This is a genomic window from Hymenobacter arcticus, from assembly GCF_054779975.1.
In genome coordinates this window covers 168,693-186,389 of sequence record NZ_BAAGXF010000007.1, presented here as the reverse complement: position 1 = coordinate 186,389, position 17,697 = coordinate 168,693, and the positions used below count along the sequence as shown (strand labels likewise).

Annotated in this window: 17 protein-coding genes; 10 read left to right on the top strand and 7 right to left on the bottom strand. The window is 67.9% G+C overall.

Features of this window, described 5'->3' with window-relative positions; genetic code table 11:
* Window positions 1-46 precede the first annotated feature (46 nt).
* From ACYVGC_RS13910 to ACYVGC_RS13890, 5 genes are all read left to right on the top strand, one after another.
* The gene (locus tag ACYVGC_RS13910) at window positions 47-1,258 is read left to right on the top strand and encodes a hypothetical protein (protein WP_460584440.1); all 1,212 of its coding nucleotides are present in this window, start codon (window positions 47-49) and stop codon (window positions 1,256-1,258) included.
* A 174-nt stretch (window positions 1,259-1,432) separates the two neighbouring features.
* Window positions 1,433-1,828 (top strand): hypothetical protein, encoded by a 396-nt coding sequence (locus tag ACYVGC_RS13905; protein ID WP_460584439.1) that lies wholly within the window; start codon window positions 1,433-1,435, stop codon window positions 1,826-1,828.
* Between the two features lie 2 nt (window positions 1,829-1,830).
* A complete protein-coding gene (locus tag ACYVGC_RS13900; RefSeq protein WP_460584438.1) occupies window positions 1,831-2,358 on the top strand; it encodes a hypothetical protein in 528 nt (175 codons plus the stop codon).
* A gap of 1,070 nt (window positions 2,359-3,428) precedes the next feature.
* Window positions 3,429-3,878 (top strand): DUF6892 domain-containing protein, encoded by a 450-nt coding sequence (locus tag ACYVGC_RS13895; RefSeq protein WP_460584437.1) that lies wholly within the window; start codon window positions 3,429-3,431, stop codon window positions 3,876-3,878.
* Window positions 3,879-3,999: 121 nt separating this feature from the next.
* A complete protein-coding gene (locus ACYVGC_RS13890; RefSeq protein WP_460584436.1) occupies window positions 4,000-5,976 on the top strand; it encodes a variant leucine-rich repeat-containing protein in 1,977 nt (658 codons plus the stop codon).
* 247 nt (window positions 5,977-6,223) lie between these two features.
* On the opposite strand, the gene ACYVGC_RS13885 is transcribed toward ACYVGC_RS13890, so the two are convergent.
* The 7 genes from ACYVGC_RS13885 to ACYVGC_RS13855 form a co-directional block, all read right to left on the bottom strand.
* Window positions 6,224-6,874: a hypothetical protein gene (locus tag ACYVGC_RS13885; RefSeq protein WP_460584435.1), complete on the bottom strand. Its 651-nt coding sequence runs from the start codon at window positions 6,872-6,874 to the stop codon at window positions 6,224-6,226.
* Between the two features lie 41 nt (window positions 6,875-6,915).
* Window positions 6,916-7,089: a hypothetical protein gene (locus ACYVGC_RS13880; protein ID WP_460584434.1), complete on the bottom strand. Its 174-nt coding sequence runs from the start codon at window positions 7,087-7,089 to the stop codon at window positions 6,916-6,918.
* 377 nt (window positions 7,090-7,466) lie between these two features.
* A complete protein-coding gene (locus ACYVGC_RS13875) occupies window positions 7,467-7,877 on the bottom strand; it encodes a hypothetical protein (protein ID WP_460584433.1) in 411 nt (136 codons plus the stop codon).
* 21 nt (window positions 7,878-7,898) lie between these two features.
* Window positions 7,899-8,540 (bottom strand): DUF4241 domain-containing protein, encoded by a 642-nt coding sequence (locus ACYVGC_RS13870; protein WP_460584432.1) that lies wholly within the window; start codon window positions 8,538-8,540, stop codon window positions 7,899-7,901.
* Window positions 8,541-8,671: 131 nt separating this feature from the next.
* A complete protein-coding gene (locus ACYVGC_RS13865) occupies window positions 8,672-10,486 on the bottom strand; it encodes a hypothetical protein (protein WP_460584431.1) in 1,815 nt (604 codons plus the stop codon).
* 29 nt (window positions 10,487-10,515) lie between these two features.
* Entirely contained in the window at window positions 10,516-11,340 is an 825-nt protein-coding gene (locus tag ACYVGC_RS13860; protein ID WP_460584430.1) for a hypothetical protein, read from the bottom strand.
* A 57-nt stretch (window positions 11,341-11,397) separates the two neighbouring features.
* Entirely contained in the window at window positions 11,398-13,296 is a 1,899-nt protein-coding gene (locus ACYVGC_RS13855; RefSeq protein ID WP_460584429.1) for a hypothetical protein, read from the bottom strand.
* 387 nt (window positions 13,297-13,683) lie between these two features.
* Here ACYVGC_RS13855 and ACYVGC_RS13850 point away from each other — a divergent pair, with 387 nt between their 5' ends.
* The 5 genes from ACYVGC_RS13850 (at window position 13,684) to ACYVGC_RS13830 (ending at window position 17,678) form a co-directional block, all read left to right on the top strand.
* A complete protein-coding gene (locus ACYVGC_RS13850; RefSeq protein WP_460584428.1) occupies window positions 13,684-13,971 on the top strand; it encodes a hypothetical protein in 288 nt (95 codons plus the stop codon).
* Window positions 13,972-14,022: 51 nt separating this feature from the next.
* Window positions 14,023-14,817, top strand: coding sequence for a hypothetical protein (locus ACYVGC_RS13845; RefSeq protein ID WP_460584427.1), 795 nt, complete (start codon window positions 14,023-14,025; stop codon window positions 14,815-14,817).
* 159 nt (window positions 14,818-14,976) lie between these two features.
* Complete coding sequence (locus tag ACYVGC_RS13840) at window positions 14,977-15,969, top strand: hypothetical protein (protein ID WP_460584426.1); 993 nt, start codon at window positions 14,977-14,979, stop codon at window positions 15,967-15,969.
* Window positions 15,970-16,044: 75 nt separating this feature from the next.
* Window positions 16,045-16,479: a hypothetical protein gene (locus ACYVGC_RS13835; RefSeq protein WP_460584425.1), complete on the top strand. Its 435-nt coding sequence runs from the start codon at window positions 16,045-16,047 to the stop codon at window positions 16,477-16,479.
* Between the two features lie 419 nt (window positions 16,480-16,898).
* On the top strand, window positions 16,899-17,678 hold the full coding sequence (locus ACYVGC_RS13830) for a hypothetical protein (RefSeq protein WP_460584424.1): 780 nt from the start codon (window positions 16,899-16,901) through the stop codon (window positions 17,676-17,678).
* Window positions 17,679-17,697 lie beyond the last annotated feature (19 nt).

Below are 17,697 nucleotides of genomic sequence, written 5' to 3'. Positions count from 1 at the left end.
TGCTTACCATCACGCATTACCCATCGCCTGCTTTTTCTCCCTTTCTATGTCTGCGAAAGTTCCTGTGGCGGCCGAAGCTGCGGCGTTGGCCTTGGCCGCCGCCCACCCTGCTACCTCCGCCGCCCGGCTCGCCCGGCGGGCCGCCAAATACCCCGCCGAGGTGCTAGCCAACCCCGTACTGCCCCTGCTGCTGCTAGCGCAACCCGATTGGTTTGCCGGCCTGCCGCGGCCGGCACTGCGGGCCTTGCTGCGCGTGCCGCCCGCCCCGGCCACCGTGGCCCCGGCACTATTGCAAGCAGCTCAGGACCAGCCCGATGCGCTGACGCTGCTGCTGCTGGCCGGCCACCCGCAGCTGCCGCCCGCCGGGGCCGCGCAGCTGCGGCAGTCGCCCGACGCGCGGGTGGCCAACGCCGCCACGTTTCGCCCCGATGCGCCCCCGCCCCCCGACTGGCCGGCCGCCCTGCGGGTCACCCTCGACACCGGTTTTGCCACCGAGCTGAAGGAACTGCCCGCGTATGCCCCGCACCTCTACGAGGAGCTGCTGGGGGTGCCGGGCGTGGTGCCGCCGGGCCGGCTGCCGTGGTACCCGCGGGCGGCGCAAGCAGTGTGCATGGCCCGCCACTACGAGTACGCCCACCGGGTAGCCCACCGCTTCGACCTGCCGCCCGCGCAACGGCTGGCCTTGCTGCAACCGCTGGTGGCGCAGTTCACGGCGATTGGCTTGGATACGAGTCATCTAGCTGAATCGCTGGCCATCAACGCACTAAGCCGTCCACCTGCACCCGCTGGGGCGGCAGCAGCCCCCCGCCGGCCCGCCCTGCAAGCCGCCCTCGCCGCCGCCGCCGACCCCGCCACCGCGCCCGCCGAGGTGGCCCGGCTGCTGGCGCACCCGGCTAAGCAGGTGCGCCAGCTGGCCCTGCGGCATCCGCGCCTGCCCGCCGAGGCCCTGCCCGCCCTGCTCAAAGGTGCTTCGTGCGACAACCGCCGGGGGCTGCTGCACAGCGAAACCGGCCGCCAGGTGGTACTGCGCGCTATGGCTGATAGCCACCCCACAGCCTGCTTTCTGCTGCAACTGCTGCTGCCCGAGGCCCTCACCGCCGCCCACCGCGCCGCGCTGGCCGCCTCGCCCCTGCCGGCCCACCGCCTGGCCGTGGCACATTTGCCCGAGTATCAGGCCCAGCTGCGCCACGACCCGCACCTGCTGGTGCGCCTCGTAGCGCGGGGCGAGGCCCCAATAAACTTGCCCTATTTAAATTAGCTATCTTATTATCAAATACTTATTAGTCTTTACAAAGCATTTTTCTATGCTATTGACTGCCGCGACGGCGTGTTTACCGCGTTACAATGCGCGCCGCACTACCTGGCCGCCGAGTCGGCACGTTTTATTGGGCAGCCCCACCTCCAACCCGCATCCTTCTCCCAAGCCCTACGCATGACTCCTACGCTCGATAATTTATTTGCAGCCAGGCTGGATGCGCTTTGTGAAAGCCTGGGCTACCACCGGCTGGCAGGAGAAGATGCACGCCCTAAATACCCTGGTAATGAAGACCTTGCCCGGTGCCGACGGCAAGAGGAAGCCATAGCTGAAGTAAACCGCCGGTTTCAACAGCTGTGCTTCACTGAAGTGGGCATTGCCAACCCGCAGGCTGCCGACCCGGCCGCCCTCACCCCGGCGCAGCTGGCCCCAGCGCGGCAGTTTCGGCAGTGGCTGGCCCAGCGCCTGGCCGCCACCGACTGGGCCGAGGCCACCCAGGCCCGCCGCGCCCGCGTGCTGTGGTTGGAAGTGCTGGCCAGCCAGTCGTTTAGCTGCGGGCTATTCAGCTACTGATAGTGGCCCTGGAAATGCAGCTGCCCGGCCCCACGCGGGAAGCCATGTGGCCGGTGTTGCCCCGGCTGCTGCGGGTGCGGCCGGGCGACAGCCAGCACCTGCGCCAGCTGGCCGCGCACCCCCAGGCCGCCGAGGAGGTGCCGCGCCTGCTGCACGACATCTTTACCCACCCCGACCCCGACTACTACTGGGGGTACCCCCTGGCGGCCTGGCTGGCCGAAGCGCCGATGGAGGCCCTGCTCGGGCCGGCCCTGCCGCACCTGCGCTACTACCTGGGCCGGCTCACCCAGCCCCAGCTGGCCGAATTACTCAAGCAGTTGCATATCAGAGAGCTACCAGACGAAACCCGGTCACCCAGCGAAACCCTCGACAGCTACGCCGCATCGCCCAACCGCCTGGGCCTGCTGGCGCTGCTGGCCGAGCTGGCCACCGCGGCCGCCCTGGCCGCCCTCACCCAGGCGGCCCTGGCGCGGGCGCAGGCCCGCCGGCTGGCCCTCACCGCCACCGGCCCCACCCGCCCCGCTAACTGACGTCAGCTTTACGCCTTCTCCTTGCCCCGCACCGCCATGAATACTGCCCTGCTCGCCCGCCTGGCGGCCCTACCCGGCTACTCGGCCGCCCGGCTGCCCGCCCCCACCGAACCCGTGCTCGACGACCTCACCCGCCAGCTGGGCGAGGCCGAGGCCTACGACCTGTGGCTGGGCGTGCTCTTTGCGCGGGTGGCCACCGCTCTGCCCGCTGATAATGAAGCGCTTAGCGAATGGCTGAACAAGGCGGGCGATACCATCAGGAGCCGCCGCGCCGGGGCCGCCGCCCAGGCCATCGAGCGCCGCCTGCCCGACTGGCTGCTGGCCATCCGGGCCGTGACGGCCACCCTGCCCGCGCCCCAGCCCCTGCCGGTGGGCCCCGACGCGCCCGTGCCAGCCTACACCGATGTACCGCTGCCCCGGCTGCTGGAGGAGCTGATTACCTGGTTTTTGAAAGTAAACTGGACGCTCTACTGCTTCCTGCCCGACCAGGGGAAGGCCATCGCCGCCGCCCTGGCCGACGAGCTGCCCGCCGTGCTGCGCCGCGATGGCCTCTACGGCGGCACGGGGGGGTATCCGGTGCTCCAAAAAGCGCCCCGCACTCCCCAGCGCCTGGCCGCCCTGGTGGGCGAGGCCCTGGGGCCCTACCCCGCCCGCGCCCGCGCCCGCCGGGCCGTGCTGCGCTGGGCCCACCAGGCCCTGCACCAGGAAAGCCCGGCCGGCCTCCAACCCTTCGCCAAGGCCCTGGCCAAAGCCGCCCCTACCTGGACCGATGCCGCTTTCGACCTGCTGCTGCGCGAGGCCGTTTTGTACGTGGAGGTGGAGGACGCGCAGACCGGCAAATACGTTAAGCAGCTGGCCCCGGCGCTGTTTTTTTCGGCGGCAGCCCGCCCGCCGGGCCGTGCTGGAGGCCCTGCACGCCCAGGCCCGCCCCACCCCCGAGGCCGCCCGGCTGGCCGCGCTGCTGCACGCCATCGAGCACCCCGCGCCGCTGCCCGAGCTGCCCCCCGCCGCCCCCCGATGCCGTCATCCTCGACAACCCTGTGCTGCACCTGGGCATCATCCGCGCGCTCATGTACGAGCAGGAGCTGCTGGGCCCCAGGTTCGACGTGCGGGCGTTTGCCGAAACCTACCCCGGCCGCAAAATCGACGTGGAGGCAGCGGGCTACGCCCCCATTCCGGAAGCCCTGGCCTACTTCGCCCAAATTCCCCTCACCCCCACCCTGCTGGGCCAGGTGAAGGTGCTGGGGTTCGAGTTCGGCACCCCTAACCACACCATCATGTTCCAGGTAATGCCCTTTTTTGATGGCGAAGGCGACGAGCTGCAGCTCACCAGCCTGGCCGGCATCGAGCACTGCCCCAACCTCGAAACCATTTACCTCTGCTCCCTACCCGACGATTTCGCCCTCCCCGACCTCAGCCCCCTGCTGCTGCTACCCATGCTCCAAGCGGCGCACCTCGACCCCGTTTTTGCTACCGACCCCGCCTACGCCGCGCTGGGCAAGCGCGTGGTGGTGGAGTAATGGGGCTTTTGCGTTTTGACCTCTACGTGCGCCTCATCCCCTAGCCCCTTCTCCTTTTCGGAGAAGGGGCTAGGGGATGAGGCGCACGTGAAGGACAACCTCCCACAACATAACTTCCCCCATGCCTCCCTCCAAAACCGCTAACCCCGATACCCCGGCCCAGGAGCTGGCCCGGCTGGCCGCCCGCTACCCCGCCCAGGCGCTGGCCAACCCCGTGCTGCCCCTGCTGCTGCTCGAAAACCCCGCCTGGTTCAGCGAGCTGCCCGAAAAGGCGCTGCTGGCCCTGCTGGGGGCGCTGGCCGACGGCCCGGCCACCGCGCCGCCCGCGCTGCTGGCTGCCGCCACGCCCCACAAAAGCGCCGCCGTGCGGGCCGCCGCCGCCTGCCTGCCGGCGCTGGGGGCCACCGCGCTCGCCACCGCCCTCCACGATGCCGACCCCGCCGTGCGCGATGCCGCCTACCAGCACCCGCTGGCCGCCCTGCCCCCCGCCGAGGTGCCCACCGCCATCGCTGCCAGCTTGCAGCTGGGCCTGCCCCAGGAGCACGAAGTGCAGTACGCCAGCGCCGAGCTGGCGCTACTCGGGGCCGCGCCCGGTGGCTGGCCGGCGGCAACCATAGACAAGCTATTGCTCTATAAAAAACAGCTGGACAGCCTATTAGCCGAGCGCATAGCCCACGACCCGGCTCTGGTGGCGCAGCTGGGGCGGCAGGTACTGGCCGCGCCGCCGGCGGGCGGGGCGGCGGCCGTGCCAGAGCTGCTGCGCGGGCCGCTGGCGGCCCACCCCGGCACCCCGGCCGCCGTGCTGCTCCGGCTGGCAGCCAGCGAGCAGCCGACGGTGCGCGCCGCCGTGGCCCGCAACCCGGCCGCGCCGGCCAGCCTGCTCGAAGCCCTGGCCACCGACGCGAGCGAAGCCGTGTTGCAGGGCTTGGCCCAAAACCCCGCCGCGCCGCCCGCCCTGCTGGCTGCGCTGGTGCAGCGGCCCTACCCGGCCACGCCCAGCCGGGTGGCTTCCGATGCCGCCGCCCAGCACCCCCAATTGCCGGCCCCCGTGCTGGCCGCCCTGCTCACCCACCCCAACGAATGGCTGCGGGCCAAAGCCAGCCAAAACCCCGGCCTAACCGTGCCCGGCCTGCGCCTGCTGCTGCAAGCCCCCGGCCTGAAAGACCGGCTCTCCTACCTGCGCAACCACCTGGCCCAGGCCCTCGCCCGTCCCCTCACGCCTCCCGCGCTGCTGGCCGAGGCCGCCCACTCGAAGCTTGCCCGCTTCCGCCAGCTGGCCGCCGCCCACCCGGCCCTGCCCCCCGCCGAGCTGCCCCGCCTGCTGCGCGATGCCGCCCAGCTGGTGCGGGCCGGGGCGGCGGCCAGCCCCCACGCCACGCCCGCCCAGCTGGCTGCCCTGGCCGCCGGGGCCACCGCGACACTGCGCGAGGCCCTGGCCGCCAACCCCGCCACCCCGCCCACCGTGCTCGCCGCCCTGGCCGCCGCCCCCGAGCCGGAAACCCGCGCCCACGCCGCCGCCAACCCCGCCACGCCCCCCGCCACCCTGGCCGCCCTGGCCACCGACCTGGAGCACGCCGTGTCGACTGCCGCCCTGCGCAACCCCCTTTTCCCGCCCGAGCTGCTGGCCCAGCGGGCGGCCACCGGCCACTGGCAAGCCTGCGCCCTGGTGGCGCTGCACCCCCAATGCCCGCCCGCGCTGCTGGCTACCCTGGCCCACGACGAGCGCCAAACCACCCAATACCCCGTGGCCGCCCACCCCGCCACCCCGCCCGCCGCGCTGGCCCACCTCCGGGCCTGCGAGCAAGCCCAGCCCGACCGCACGCTGCACCGCAACCTGGTGCTGCGCCAGGGTTACACCCCGGCCGTCGCCGCCCAGCTGCTGCAACACGCCGCCACCACCGACCGCGCCCTGCGCCTGTTGCTCCAGCTGGGCCACCCCACGCTGCTTGCAGATTCCCACCGCGCTGCCCTGGCCGCCTCACCCGTCGCCGCCGACCGCCTCAGCGTAGCCCACCTGCCTGAATTTCAGGCCCAATTGCGCGACAACCCGCACCTGCTGGTGCGGCTGGTGGCGCGCGGAGAGGGTGGTAGTACCTGAAACTCTGTAACATGCTATTTTATAGCTGTTTAATTAACTGATGTTACGCAGCCGTGTCGTTCTGACGTTCGCCTCACCCCCTAACCCCCTCTCCGAAAAGGAGAGGGAAGACTAGTCTTAGTATTTAGCCTAAATTACTAATTTTTAGCGCTATAGATTAAAGCTAGTCCCCCCCTCTCCTTTTCGGAGAGGGGGCTAGGGGGTGAGGCGACCACAGTGGGCGATGCTCACTGCGTAACATCAGTAATTAATAATCATATTTACTCAAAGCCCGCGTGAAGTAGTGGTGCAGAAGCAGGCATATTGTTCTGGTATGCGGCGGGCAGTCGCCGGCCCAGCTTTTCAGCCGCGGAAATAGCCAGGCGGCGGCCTTGGGGGCCAGGTTGAAGCCGTTGTAATCGTCGATAACCGACTCTTCCTCAAAGGCTTGCAGGGCGTGGTGCAGGGCCGCGCTGCACAGCAGCCACTGCCCCAGGGTGTCGGCCAGGGTGTCGCCAAACTCCCAGCTGCCCGCCCCGTGCTGGAGCTGCTGGATGCCGGCGGCGGGCTGCGCCAAGTCGAGCACCACGGGGTCGGCCCCCACGTCGGCGAGCAGGAAATATGTGGCCGGCCAGTCGGGCAGAGGCTGCCGGGTCACGGGGTTCCAGCTGTAGCCGGGCTGCCGGGACCCTAGGCTGGGCAGGCCATACAGGCGCAGGGGGTTACCCACGGCCTCCAGCTGCACGTCGTGGGCGGGGGCCACGGTGTCGAGGTAAGTGGCCAGCTCGGCGGGCAGGGGCTGGCCAAATTCGGCGGCGAGCCGGGCCGCCGCCCCGCCGTGCCCAAAGGTAAAGGGCAAGCCCGTGGGCCAGAACTGCTGGATTTCGGCAAAGGCGGCGGCGAGAGTGACAGGAGGCATATTTTTGATTTTTAAGTAGTTATTAAGCGAATAACGCCGGCCTAGTGCCGCTTTTTCGACCAGCCCCAGAGCAGGAGCAGCGCGATGAGGAGCAGGCCCGCGAAGTTGGTGAGCGGCAGGCGCGCCTGCCGCTTCAGGGCCTGGCCCGGCTCCTGGTAGGCGGGCGGCCACTGGTGCTGCTCCAGTGCCTGCCCGCAGCGGGCGCACAGGCTCACGGCTCTCTTCTGGAAGGCAGGACTTACGCACGATAGCTTTCCCGCTGAGTTACGCGGAGGTAAAACGCGGAGGTTCGCTAAGTTCGGCAAGCAAGCTCAGCGAACCTCCGCGTTTTACCTCCGCGTAACTCAGCGGGAACTTTATCTCGCACACGCCCCTGCATAAGTCCTGGGAAGGGAAAAAGCGGAATCCAGAACAGGTGCGCGTAGCGTGAAAACACGGTGACGGCCATGGCCCCCGGCGCGTTGCAGTTGGCGCAGCGCACGCCCGCCAGCTCATAGGTGCCGATAACGGACGAGCCAGTGCCTTGAACAAAAAACATTAGTCAGGCTATAAATTATTGACAGAAAGCATGTTGTAACCCAAGTGCCGCAGCTCAGCCCCAAAGCCCGCGAAACCGTTTGCGGAAAATCAACCACAGCACGAAGGCCACGAACAGGTACAGCAGCTGGGTGCCCAGCGTGAAGAAGGGCTTGCCTTCCAAGAGGTCGCTGGCTCCTATCGACAGGTAGATGGCCACGCCCGCCGCCGCCACCCACGCCCGCCGGTGCAAGCGCGGAATGGTATCCAGCCAGCCGCCGAGGCCAGCGGGGCCGGTAGCAGCCTCGCGAAAAGTGAACGGGCCGCCCGGAAACAGCAGAAATACCACTGCCATGCTACCGCACATGATGGGCAGGTACAGCAGTCGCAGGCTGAAGGTCCCGTCCTGCACATCCCAGTAAAAAACGCCCGCAAACACCAGGGCCAGCAGGAAGCAGCACAGAGCTACGAAATGACCTAATTTCATAAATTTTTGCCTGTCAAGTAATTAATCTTCCCAAATCTCATCCACGTCGAGAAACTCGGTGACGAAGCGCACGGGCTGGCCGGCGGCATCGAGGCCCACGTAGGTGGCGTAGTAGCCATCGCCCTCGCCCGCCTCGAACACGGCCAGGTTGGCGGGCTCGCCGGGGTAGAGCGGCAGGGTAGCCGCCCGGCGGCCCGGCGCAGCGCGGGACAAGGCCGGGGCCAGAAAATGGTCATAATAGTTGGCGGAGCGGACCCCCAGCCGGGCCGCCAGCGCGGCCTCGTGGGCGGGCAGCAGCACCAGCGTCTGCGCATCCAGAAAGCAGCCCAGGCCGGTATCAACCGGGTAGCCGAACAGCTCCTCGGGGCCGAGGGTGGCCGCGTCCTGCCCGGCCGTGAGCGCCATTTCCCAGCGCACGGCCGGGGCCGGGCGCACCCGCAGCTCGGCGTAGGCCAGCGCGTAGTCGTAGTCGGGCGCCCGGTGCACGAACACCGGGTAGGCCCCGGGGGCCACCGCGTGCGCAAAGGGCAGCGGTGCGGCGTGGGCGGCGGGGTCGCAGGCCACGAGGCGGCCGGTGGGCAGCCACAGCGGCGGCAGCTCGTCGGAGAGCAGGGCCACGCCGGGGCCCTCGGCAGCGGAAAACAAGCGGGTGATGGTTTGCATGACAGACAGAAAGCGATGAGTTTAAGTAATGGGCCAAAAGCAAACGTATATTGAGTAGGCAACAACACCTTGTTAATCAATTCAGAAGCTAATAGCTAGCAGCTAAAGCTAATGGCTGATAAATTAAGTAGTTAACTGTCAATGTTTTCGTCGGCCATTGCTTGCAGCAGTTCCTGCGCCTGGCGCTGCACGGCTTCGTCGGGCAGCGCGGCCAGCACCCGCAACAGCGCCGGCACGCCCGAAAAATCGAGCACATCGAGCAGGCGCAGCTGTTCGCCGGGCGTGAGGGCTAGCACAAGCTGCTGAAAATCAGCCGGAAACCGGGTAGTGGCGGCGGCCAGCAGCGGCAGCAGGGCGTAGTCCTCGGCAGCTCCCATAAAGCAGTACAAGCACTGCTGGGCGGCTTCGGTAGCGGCGTGCAGGCTGGCCCCCTGCGGCCCGGCCCCAAACGGCCGGCCGGTGGCCGCATCGGGCGTGGCGGGGTGGTCGAGCAGGTAATCCTGCACCGCGCCCAGGGCATCGGCCACCCGGTACATATACTGGCTGGGGTAGTCCACAGGCGGGCCGACAAAGGCGGTAAACAGCTGGTCGTGAGCGGCCAGCGCCACCGCCACGGGCGCACCGGGCAAGTGGGGCTGCGCCTGAGCCAGCTGCCGCCGCAGCTCGCCAAAGGGGGCCAGGTCGAAGCCGCTTTCGGGCCGGTACCACAGGTAGTGGCGCAGGCCGGCGGCCAGCAGCGCGGGGCCCGGCAGCAGGCCCGGCCAGTCGGTAGCGGCGCGGGCCGCCGCCACGGCGGCGCGGGCTGCGGCAAAGGCGGCGGGGCTACGGGTGGTGGCCAGCGCGTGCAGGGCGGCGGCCAGGGCCGCGGGGGCGGGCACGGGGGCCGGCGGGTCGAGCTGATAGTCAGCCGCTTCGGCGGGCCGCAGGGTATCGGCCTGCCACACGGGGGCGGGTTGGGTGAGGTCGAGCAGGTGGGCGCGGCCCTGGTTGCCGAGCACCAGCACCCGGTGCGGCGTGCGCCAGCCGGCCGCGAAGGCCATATCGACCACCGCGCGGCGAATGGCCCGGGGCGGCACCTGCCCGGTGGGGTCGAGCAGCCAAAGCTGGGCCGACACATCGGCGGCCAGCAGCCAGCGGCCATCGGGGCTGGGCCAGCCGCGCAGGGGCCACTGCGCCCCGCCCTGCGCGCGGGCGTGCTCGCTGGCGAAGCGCACGCCGGGCGTGCCGCCCAGCGTCAGGTGCCACTGCGCGACCAGGGTAAGGGGGTCGACCAGGGTCAGGTGCAGGTTGTCGAGCACCAGCAGCGGCGCGGCGGGGTTGGGCAGCGTGGGGGAGCTGGCGGCGCGGCTGGCCCGCTCGCGGCCGGTGGCCAGGTCCAGGGCCACCAGCCGGCCGCGGGCGCGGTCGGCCACCAGCACCTGGCCGGGGTGCGTGGGCAACCACGCCGCGCTGTCGGCGGTATGCGCGGTGCTGCCCGGGGCCGGCCAGCGCCACTGCCACTGCCGGCCGGGGGTGAGCACGCCCAGCTCGCCGGCCGTGAGCACCAGCAGGCGGTTGCCGGGCAGCCACCACAGCCGCAGGGGGTTGGCAGCGGCCGGCGCGGGCAGCCCAAACGCCTCCAACTCCTCTAGGGTGCTGGTTTTCAGCACGAGCAGCTCAAACGAATCGGGGTCGCAGGCCAGCAGCTGCTGGCCGTCGGGGCTGGCGGCCACCGCCGTGCCGGCCGGGTACTGCGCCCGAAACTGCCCATCGGCTTCGTACACGCCCAGCAGGTGGGGCCAATACGCCACCCATGCCCCATCGGCCAGCGGCAGCAGGCCGCAGCAGTCGGTCAGTAGCCACGGGTTGAGCAGGGGGTAGTCGTCGGGCACCACGTGCCAGTCGGCATCGGGGCCAGGGTTGGCGGCGGGGTCGTGCAGGGCGGGGTTCAGGAGTAAGTCAGGCATTAGAAGAAAACCGTTGGCTATGGGGCGAATCAGGAAGCTTTACCAGTGAGTAGCTCGCTGGCCAGCAGGCGAATATCCGGGTGGGGCGAGGCGGCGGCCAGCTCGCGCAGCAGCGCCTGCAAGGTGGGGTCAGGGCTGAGGTACGCCACCGTGAGCAGGCGGCGCTGCCCGGCCGCCGGGGAGGTGGCCAGGCGCTGGGCAAAGTGCCCGGCCAGGTGCGGAAATGCCTGCGGCAGCACGTGGTAGATAGCCGCGCTGTAGTAGTCTTCGAGGAGTGAAACCAAGTAAAAAGCTTCGTTTTTTATTGAAATAAATTCTTGAAAATCAGTTGTTTCAACAACTATGACGGGGTCTTGCGCCGCGGTGGGCTTGGGCGGCCGCAGCCAGTTGAGGAGGGTATCGTAGGCTTGCTCCAGCCGCCGCTCGATTTCGTGGACGACCGTGCCTGCTTGCAGGTCCTCAAAATCGGGGTTGGGGCCAAACACGCGGTCGTGCAGGGCCAGCGCCGGGGCCACGGGTGCGGCCGGCAGCGCCCGCTGCACGGCCAGCAGCCGCTGGCGCAGGTGGCCAAAGGCGGTCCCCACTTCGGCAAAGCCCGCGCCGGGCAGCATCCAGACGCGCTGGCGCATTACCCCGTCGAGGCGGGCCGGGGTGAGGGCGGCGGCCCAGTCAAAATCGGCCGGGGCCTCATAGATGGGTTGCCAGGCGGCCCCGTAGGTGGCGACATCGGGGGCGGTGGCCAGCGTGTCGAGGGCGGCCCGCACCTCGGCCGGGGTGCGGGCGGCGGGGGCCGGCTCCAGGTGGTGGCGGGGAGGCGCTTTTAAGAAGGACTTAGCAAAATCAAACAGGCCCATGTGGCAACGCAAAATGATGAGTGGGGGCTTGGTTTCGTGCCGGGGAGGGCAGCACGCCTACGCCCCCGCCTCGCTCAGCGCCTGGCGGGCAAAGGCGCGGATATCGGGGTGGGGCGAGGTGGCGGCCAGCTGGCGCAGCAGGGCCTGGGCGGTGGGGTCGTCGTGCCAGCGCACGGGCCCGAGCAGCTGGCGCTGCACCGGGGCCGGGTAGGTAGCCAGCCGCTGGGCGTAGTAGCCAGCCAGCTGCGGAAAGGCGCGCTCCAGCACGTTGTGTGCTTCCCAGGAGTAGCCGCCCGTTGTCAGGTCCAGGAAGGCATCGGTGGCTTCGCAGCGGCGCTCGTACTGCGCGAAGTGGTCGGAGAGGATGAACGGGGCACCGGTTTCCACGTCCTCGGCCTGGGCATCGGTGAGGGCCCACCGTAGCTGCTGGTAGGCGCTTTGGAGCTGGCCCCCGATTTCTTCGCGGCTCGACTCGGTTTCCAGCGTCTGAAACGTGACCTGGGGGCCAAATACGCTGTCGTGCAGGGCCAGCACCGGGGCCACCGGGGCCGTAGGCAGGTGGTACTGCACGGCCAGCAGCGCCTGCCGCATCTCGGCAAACAGGGCCAGGCCGGCGAAGCCGGTGCCCGGCAGCATCCAGGTGTAGCGGCGCATGGCCCCATCGAGGCGGGCCGGCGTGAGGTGGGCCTGCCAATTTAACTTTTTACTAGCCAAATGGATAACTTCCCAGGCGGCCGCGTAGGCGGCGGCATCGGGGGTGGTGGCCAGCGTGTCGAGGGCGGCCAGCACCTGCTCGTCGGTGCTGGCGATGCGCATGGAGGCCTCGCCGCCGCCGTCGGGCAGGTGGCGGGCATCGTCCGCGGGAGTGAAGTCGGGGATGTCGAAAATACCGTCGAGCTGCGTGATATCTATTTTCACGACGTGGCCCCGGTTGGTGAGGGCCAGGAACTGCTTTTCGTCGAGCCACAGCAGGTCGTAGGCGTGGTTAATCAGCTCGCGGCGAAAAATGCGCAGCTGGTAGCCGCTTTGGGCATCGAAGAGCCAGACCAGGCCCGAGTGGTCGGCGGCCAGCAGGTACTTGCCGCTGGGGCTGAGCACGGCCCGCTTTTCCCAGCGGGTGCTGCTTTGCCGGTGCTGGCTTTCGGCCTCGGTTTGCACGCCCTCCAGGCCCGCGAAGGGGTAGCGCTTGGCCACGGCCAGGGTGGCCGGGTCGAGCAGCACAAAGCCTTCGGGGTTGTAGTGGTAAAGCAAAGGCTGCCGGCCGCGTGGGCCGGGCAGCAGCCCCGAGGCCTCATGGGCTGCCTGCCGCAGCACGCGCCCGCTGCCCAGGTCCAGCACCACGGTGTGGCCGTCGCCCTGCACCAGCAGCTCAAGCGGGCGGGCCGGCTGCCACACCAGGCCCACGAGGTTGGTGGGGTATTCCTGCGGGGGCATGAAGCCGTGGTAGTAGGCCTGCCAGCGGGCCCCGCCGGGGGCCAGCAGCCCCACGCCGGCGCGCAGCAGCACGGCCACCGGGCCACCATCGGGCAGCCAGATGAATTGCTCGGACCAGCCGGGCACGGTGTCGGTATCGTCCTCGTCATTGCCGGTGGCGGCCGGCAGCTCGGGCAGCGGGGCGCTGGCCAGCACCTGGCCGGTGCGGGCGTCGAAGCGCGTGAGCAGCCGGGTATCGGCCCCGAAGGCGAGCAGCTGGCGGCCGTCGGGGCTGGCGGCCACGGTATGGCCGGTGTCGTTGGCGCGCCACAGCGGGCGGCCGCCGGCATCGCGCACCTGGATAAAATCCTGCCAGCAGGCGGCAAAGCAGCCGTCGGCCAGCGGCAGCAGGCGGAAGTCGCCGCGCACGCTGCTGTAAGTAAACTGGCTGTAGTTTGGCACCAAGTAGTAGCCGGTTTCCGGCCCCTGGTAGTCAATCGGAATCTCGTTGAAGAGGTACTTGGCGAAGTCGAGCAGGCCCATGGGAGAAGGGAGGATGAAAGGGGGAGAACAAGGTGGCACCACCGCCACTCAAGGTTACGCACACCGTAGAATAGCCGCAGTAAACGCGCGTATACAAAGGGTTTACAGGCCCGGTATTTTATTGATTATCAATCCTAAAACCCCGTATCACTACCAACTTTGCACGCATGGCTTCCTACCCACTCATCATCGACGGCACTGCCCCCACCGAGGCCGACTACGTGGCCCTGCCATACCGCCTGTGGCGGCAGCGCGGCCGCACCCGCCTGGCCGGCTGGGCGGTGGCCCTGTGGCTGACCCTTGTAGCGGGCTTCGTGGGGCACGACGTGCTTACCCACCATGCGCTCACCGATTACTACACGGCGGCCATCCTGGTGATTGGGGTATTTGTGGCCTTTGCGCGCCGGCCGCTGCGCCGCGCCTACGCCCGCACGCCAGCCCTGCGCAGCCCGCTTCGAGCTGCGCCCCGCGGGCCTGTGCGGGCAAAGCCAGCTCAGCGCTATCGAAAGCCGCTGGGCGGGGCTGCTGCACGCCCGGCTGCTGGGCCCCTGGCTGCTGCGCTATATCACCGAAGCCGCCTGCTACTATCTCGACCTGCGCCGCTTGCCGCCGCCCGCCACCGAGGCCGATGTGCTGGCCCTGCTGCAAGCCCAGGGCGTAGCGGTGAAGTCTTGAAAACCCATTGCCAGCCCCCTTGTGCCGCCCCATGCCATTCCCCAATTATCCATGAAAACCCGCCTTCTTGCCTGCGCCAGCCTGCTGGCCCTCACGGCCTGCATGGAGGAAAAGCCCATTGACTACCTCACGCCCTACCCGCCGTTTGCGCTGCGCGTGAGCGGGCACTCGTCGCAGGCGGTATGGGGGGCGCGCGAGCAGTTTACCACGGCCAGCGTGTATTACCACGGCAAGCCTTTGCAAATGAGTGGCATCGGCGACACGCTGTACCCGCGCTTCAACTGGTGGCAGCAGGTGCCGGGCGGCCGGCTGCTGCTGGGCCTGCTGCCCCGCGATGGCTTGGCCAACCCCTGCATCCACCACCTGTATTTGCTGGAAGCCCCGGCCGGCCGGCTGCATCTGCAAGGGCTGGGCCGCTGCCCGATGGACGACCCGCTCACCCGCCCCCAGCCGCGCACCTGGCTCACGCTCGACACGCTGGGTCTGCTCATCGCCGCGCCCGATTTTTCCGACAAGCCCGAAAAGCCGCCCTTCCGCTTCGTCGATTTGCAGGCCCCGGCCACCTTCACGCCCCTGCCCGCCGCCCCCACCCAAGCCGATGGCAAAATCCTGGAGCCGGTGGCCGTGGCCTGGTCGCCCGACCACCGGCAGGTGGCCCGCGCTTTCGCCCGCCGCGAAGCCATACCGTACAGGGATAAGGAGCTGGCCGAAACCACCGACCGCCGCACCGGCCGGCACCACGACTTGCAAGTGCTTCCCGACCCGCACGCCGCCAACACGGCCACCCTCTACCCCGAGCTGCGCTGGCAGCCGGCCGGCGGCACCTACCGCCTAGTGCGCAAGTAGGCCGGCGGCTACCAGGCCATTGGCTTCTGACGGTCAGGCTGCTTATAATTTAGGCGCAAAAACGTTTTTTGGTAGACGTAATGCGGAGAATATTGCGGCGCGACTCCACGCGTCCGGGCCATGAGTTTGCGCACGGGTTACCCCCATTTTTAATACCCCATGAAGCTATACCCGCTGCTGCTGAGCCCAATGCTGCTGCTGAGCGCCTGCACCCAAAAGGACCCCGTCGACGAGCGCCACCGCTACCCGCCGTTTGAGGTGCGGGCCACCGGCACCTCCTCGCGGACGCTGCTGCCCGGCTTAATCTGGTCTACCTCGCTGTGGAGCGCGCGCCACGATGCCCTGGATTACACCTTGTATTACGATGGCAAGCTGCTGCCCCTGCCCGGCGTGCCCGGCCAGGCCGCGCAGGCGGCCGAGGGCCCCAAGCCGGCCGGAGCGGCGCAGCCCGCCGGGCGGCCGCGCTTCCACTGGTTGCAGGCGTTGCCGGAGGGGGGGCTGCTGCTGGGCCGCCTGGCCCCCGACTCGGTCAACGCCACGTGCTACGAGCTGTACTTGCTGCGGGCCACGGCCACCGGCTCGCGCACATACGTGCTGGGCCGCTGCGACTTAACCGACCCCCTGCGGCGCGAATACGACCAGCCGGCCCTCACGCTTACCCCCGATGGCCGGGGCCTGCTGCTGCCTTCCCTCACCAATGTGGAGGGCGGCCCCCGGTCGTCCCGCTTCATCGACCTGGCGACACCCGCGCATTATTTCTCACTGCCCCAAATTGACGGGGCTACCCCCACGGGCCTGCCCGAGTTAGATGGAGCAATGCTTAGACTTCAGTCGCTGCGCTGGTCGCCCGACCGGGAGTGGGTGGCGCGGGCCTATCAGGCGGCCGGCGGCGGCCCCGGCGTGGCAGATTGTAAGAGCCTGCTTACCAGCCAATACCGCCGCTTCAACCTGCCCACTGGCACAGATACCGCCCGCACTGATACCACCGGCACCGCCGCGCCCTTCGACCAACTGTATTGGCGGGCCCGGCCGGGCGGCGGCTACGAGCTGGCGCAGCGGCCTCAGCCCCCGGCCAGGCACCCCGCTCCCGCGGCCCACCGCACCGGGCGCGGCCCCCGGCGGCCCGCCCACCGGGGCCGGCCCCAACGCTAGCGGGCACCCCGGCTTTTTACCGAACCTTCCCTCATTCTGCCGGGTCGCCCTGGTAGCATCCAACCCCAATTTAGTATGCAACAAGCTGATTTTAAAGAAGTAGTGAATACCCGACTGGCTGCCCAGCGCGACGAGGTGACGGCGCGGCTCCGCACCTTTTTTGCCGCCTACCCGGCCGCCGACCACTTCCTGTTCGAGTACCTCTTTGGCCTCGACCACGCCCTGATGCGCTACGCCCGCCGGGCCGACGATACCGAGCTGGCCCCCGGCGACTCGCTACTATTCGAGGGCTTTGGCGACTACCTGCGCGAGCTGGCCGCCCACGACCAGCAGCACGGCACCCGGCTACAAAGCGCGTTTCGGGAAGACGAAGCCGTGCGCGACCTGCTCGACGACTGGTTTACGGCCTGCTGGACCGCCGCCAGCGGCCCCGACCTGCCCATTCCTTCCTACTTCATGTACGAGGGTGACGCCGCCCGCCTCAACCTGCAAGCCGATGAGTGGGAATAACGCATCATCCGGTTAAGTTATTACTTAGCAAATTATTACGACAGAATACACCAGGTTTTTCTCACGCCGCCCGCTAGCCGGGGTCACCCTGGCCGCCTGCCGCCTCCATAAGCCCGCCGCCAAGCGCCCGCCCCGCACAAAATACTGCGGCTGCCGGGCGGGCCGGTAACCAAGCGCCCCCTCCTTTGCGGAAGCGCAGCGGCAGCTCCGCGCCTCGGCCCTGGCTGCTACCGAGTGGCAGCTGGAAACCTGGGAGCCGCATATGCTGGAAACTGCCATGCGCATTGCGCAGCAGCGGAAGAAAAGCGAAGTCTATTCGGCGATTAAACTAGACCTGAAAATAGCTTGTAGCGTTATCTTGCAAGGCCATATTGTTATTTGCAATAACAGTTACTCTTCCATCTTTTGCTCACATGCCAATGAATGCTATTTTACATACTCGTTCATTCTTCGTAGCCTTGGGCTTTGTTGTCGGCCTTTTGGTTAGTGGCTGTGGACGTGAGGTAGCACCATACGGTACACTGACAACGACAATTATTCCGCTCGGTATTGCGAAACTCGTGACTGCCACCGCAACAGACGGCCATAGCTACACTGCCACACCAGACCCCACTACTGGCCTTGTCTCTTTCGCAACCATACCAGCTGGCTCTTATAATCTTACGTTTGACTTAATACCCGCCTCTTTTAATCCGTTGATTGTACCTGTGACGGTCGTAGCGGGCCAAAGTACCCAGGCCAAGCTGCCACGCCTAACCCATGATGGCACTGTTCGCGGTACCATGACATGGGTGCTTCAGGGAGAAAAACAAGTAGCGACGCAATTCAGTGGCAACTTTAGCGACGGCTTTTACTTAAGAGGAAATGCTATACCGGCCGCGGCCCCTAAGGATGTGAGCGAAATGCAATTGGGCGTTCCTACCGTTGACCCACTCGCAGCACCATTTATGGGAGCAGGTATTTATCCGGTCGGACCGTGGGCATACGGCCCGGTTGGCGTATACCGTTACTTTAGAGGCGGCTTCTTATCAGGCGATTTCGACCGCTATTTAACTCCCGTTTCGGCAGTGCCCATTGGGGATATTACCCTTACGCAGTTCGATAAGCAAGCCGGGATAGCGGCGGGCACCTTTGCTTTCCGAGTTGAAGGAATACGTGCCATAGTGATTAGCCAAGGGCAATTTAATATCACGTTTTAGAGCTTGCTTGAGCGGCCAT

Excerpts from the sequence above, each read along its gene's own strand:
- ACYVGC_RS13910 (WP_460584440.1), top strand. The coding sequence starts at position 47 with ATGTCTGCGAAAGTTCCTGTGGCGGCCGAAGCTGCGGCGTTGGCCTTG.
- ACYVGC_RS13905 (WP_460584439.1), top strand. The coding sequence starts at position 1,433 with ATGACTCCTACGCTCGATAATTTATTTGCAGCCAGGCTGGATGCGCTT.
- ACYVGC_RS13895 (WP_460584437.1), top strand. The coding sequence starts at position 3,429 with ATGTACGAGCAGGAGCTGCTGGGCCCCAGGTTCGACGTGCGGGCGTTT.
- ACYVGC_RS13890 (WP_460584436.1), top strand. The coding sequence starts at position 4,000 with ATGCCTCCCTCCAAAACCGCTAACCCCGATACCCCGGCCCAGGAGCTG.
- ACYVGC_RS13885 (WP_460584435.1), bottom strand. The coding sequence starts at position 6,874 with ATGCCTCCTGTCACTCTCGCCGCCGCCTTTGCCGAAATCCAGCAGTTC.
- ACYVGC_RS13875 (WP_460584433.1), bottom strand. The coding sequence starts at position 7,877 with ATGAAATTAGGTCATTTCGTAGCTCTGTGCTGCTTCCTGCTGGCCCTG.
- ACYVGC_RS13870 (WP_460584432.1), bottom strand. The coding sequence starts at position 8,540 with ATGCAAACCATCACCCGCTTGTTTTCCGCTGCCGAGGGCCCCGGCGTG.
- ACYVGC_RS13865 (WP_460584431.1), bottom strand. The coding sequence starts at position 10,486 with ATGCCTGACTTACTCCTGAACCCCGCCCTGCACGACCCCGCCGCCAAC.
- ACYVGC_RS13860 (WP_460584430.1), bottom strand. The coding sequence starts at position 11,340 with ATGGGCCTGTTTGATTTTGCTAAGTCCTTCTTAAAAGCGCCTCCCCGC.
- ACYVGC_RS13855 (WP_460584429.1), bottom strand. The coding sequence starts at position 13,296 with ATGGGCCTGCTCGACTTCGCCAAGTACCTCTTCAACGAGATTCCGATT.
- ACYVGC_RS13845 (WP_460584427.1), top strand. The coding sequence starts at position 14,023 with ATGAAAACCCGCCTTCTTGCCTGCGCCAGCCTGCTGGCCCTCACGGCC.
- ACYVGC_RS13840 (WP_460584426.1), top strand. The coding sequence starts at position 14,977 with ATGAAGCTATACCCGCTGCTGCTGAGCCCAATGCTGCTGCTGAGCGCC.
- ACYVGC_RS13835 (WP_460584425.1), top strand. The coding sequence starts at position 16,045 with ATGCAACAAGCTGATTTTAAAGAAGTAGTGAATACCCGACTGGCTGCC.
- ACYVGC_RS13830 (WP_460584424.1), top strand. The coding sequence starts at position 16,899 with ATGAATGCTATTTTACATACTCGTTCATTCTTCGTAGCCTTGGGCTTT.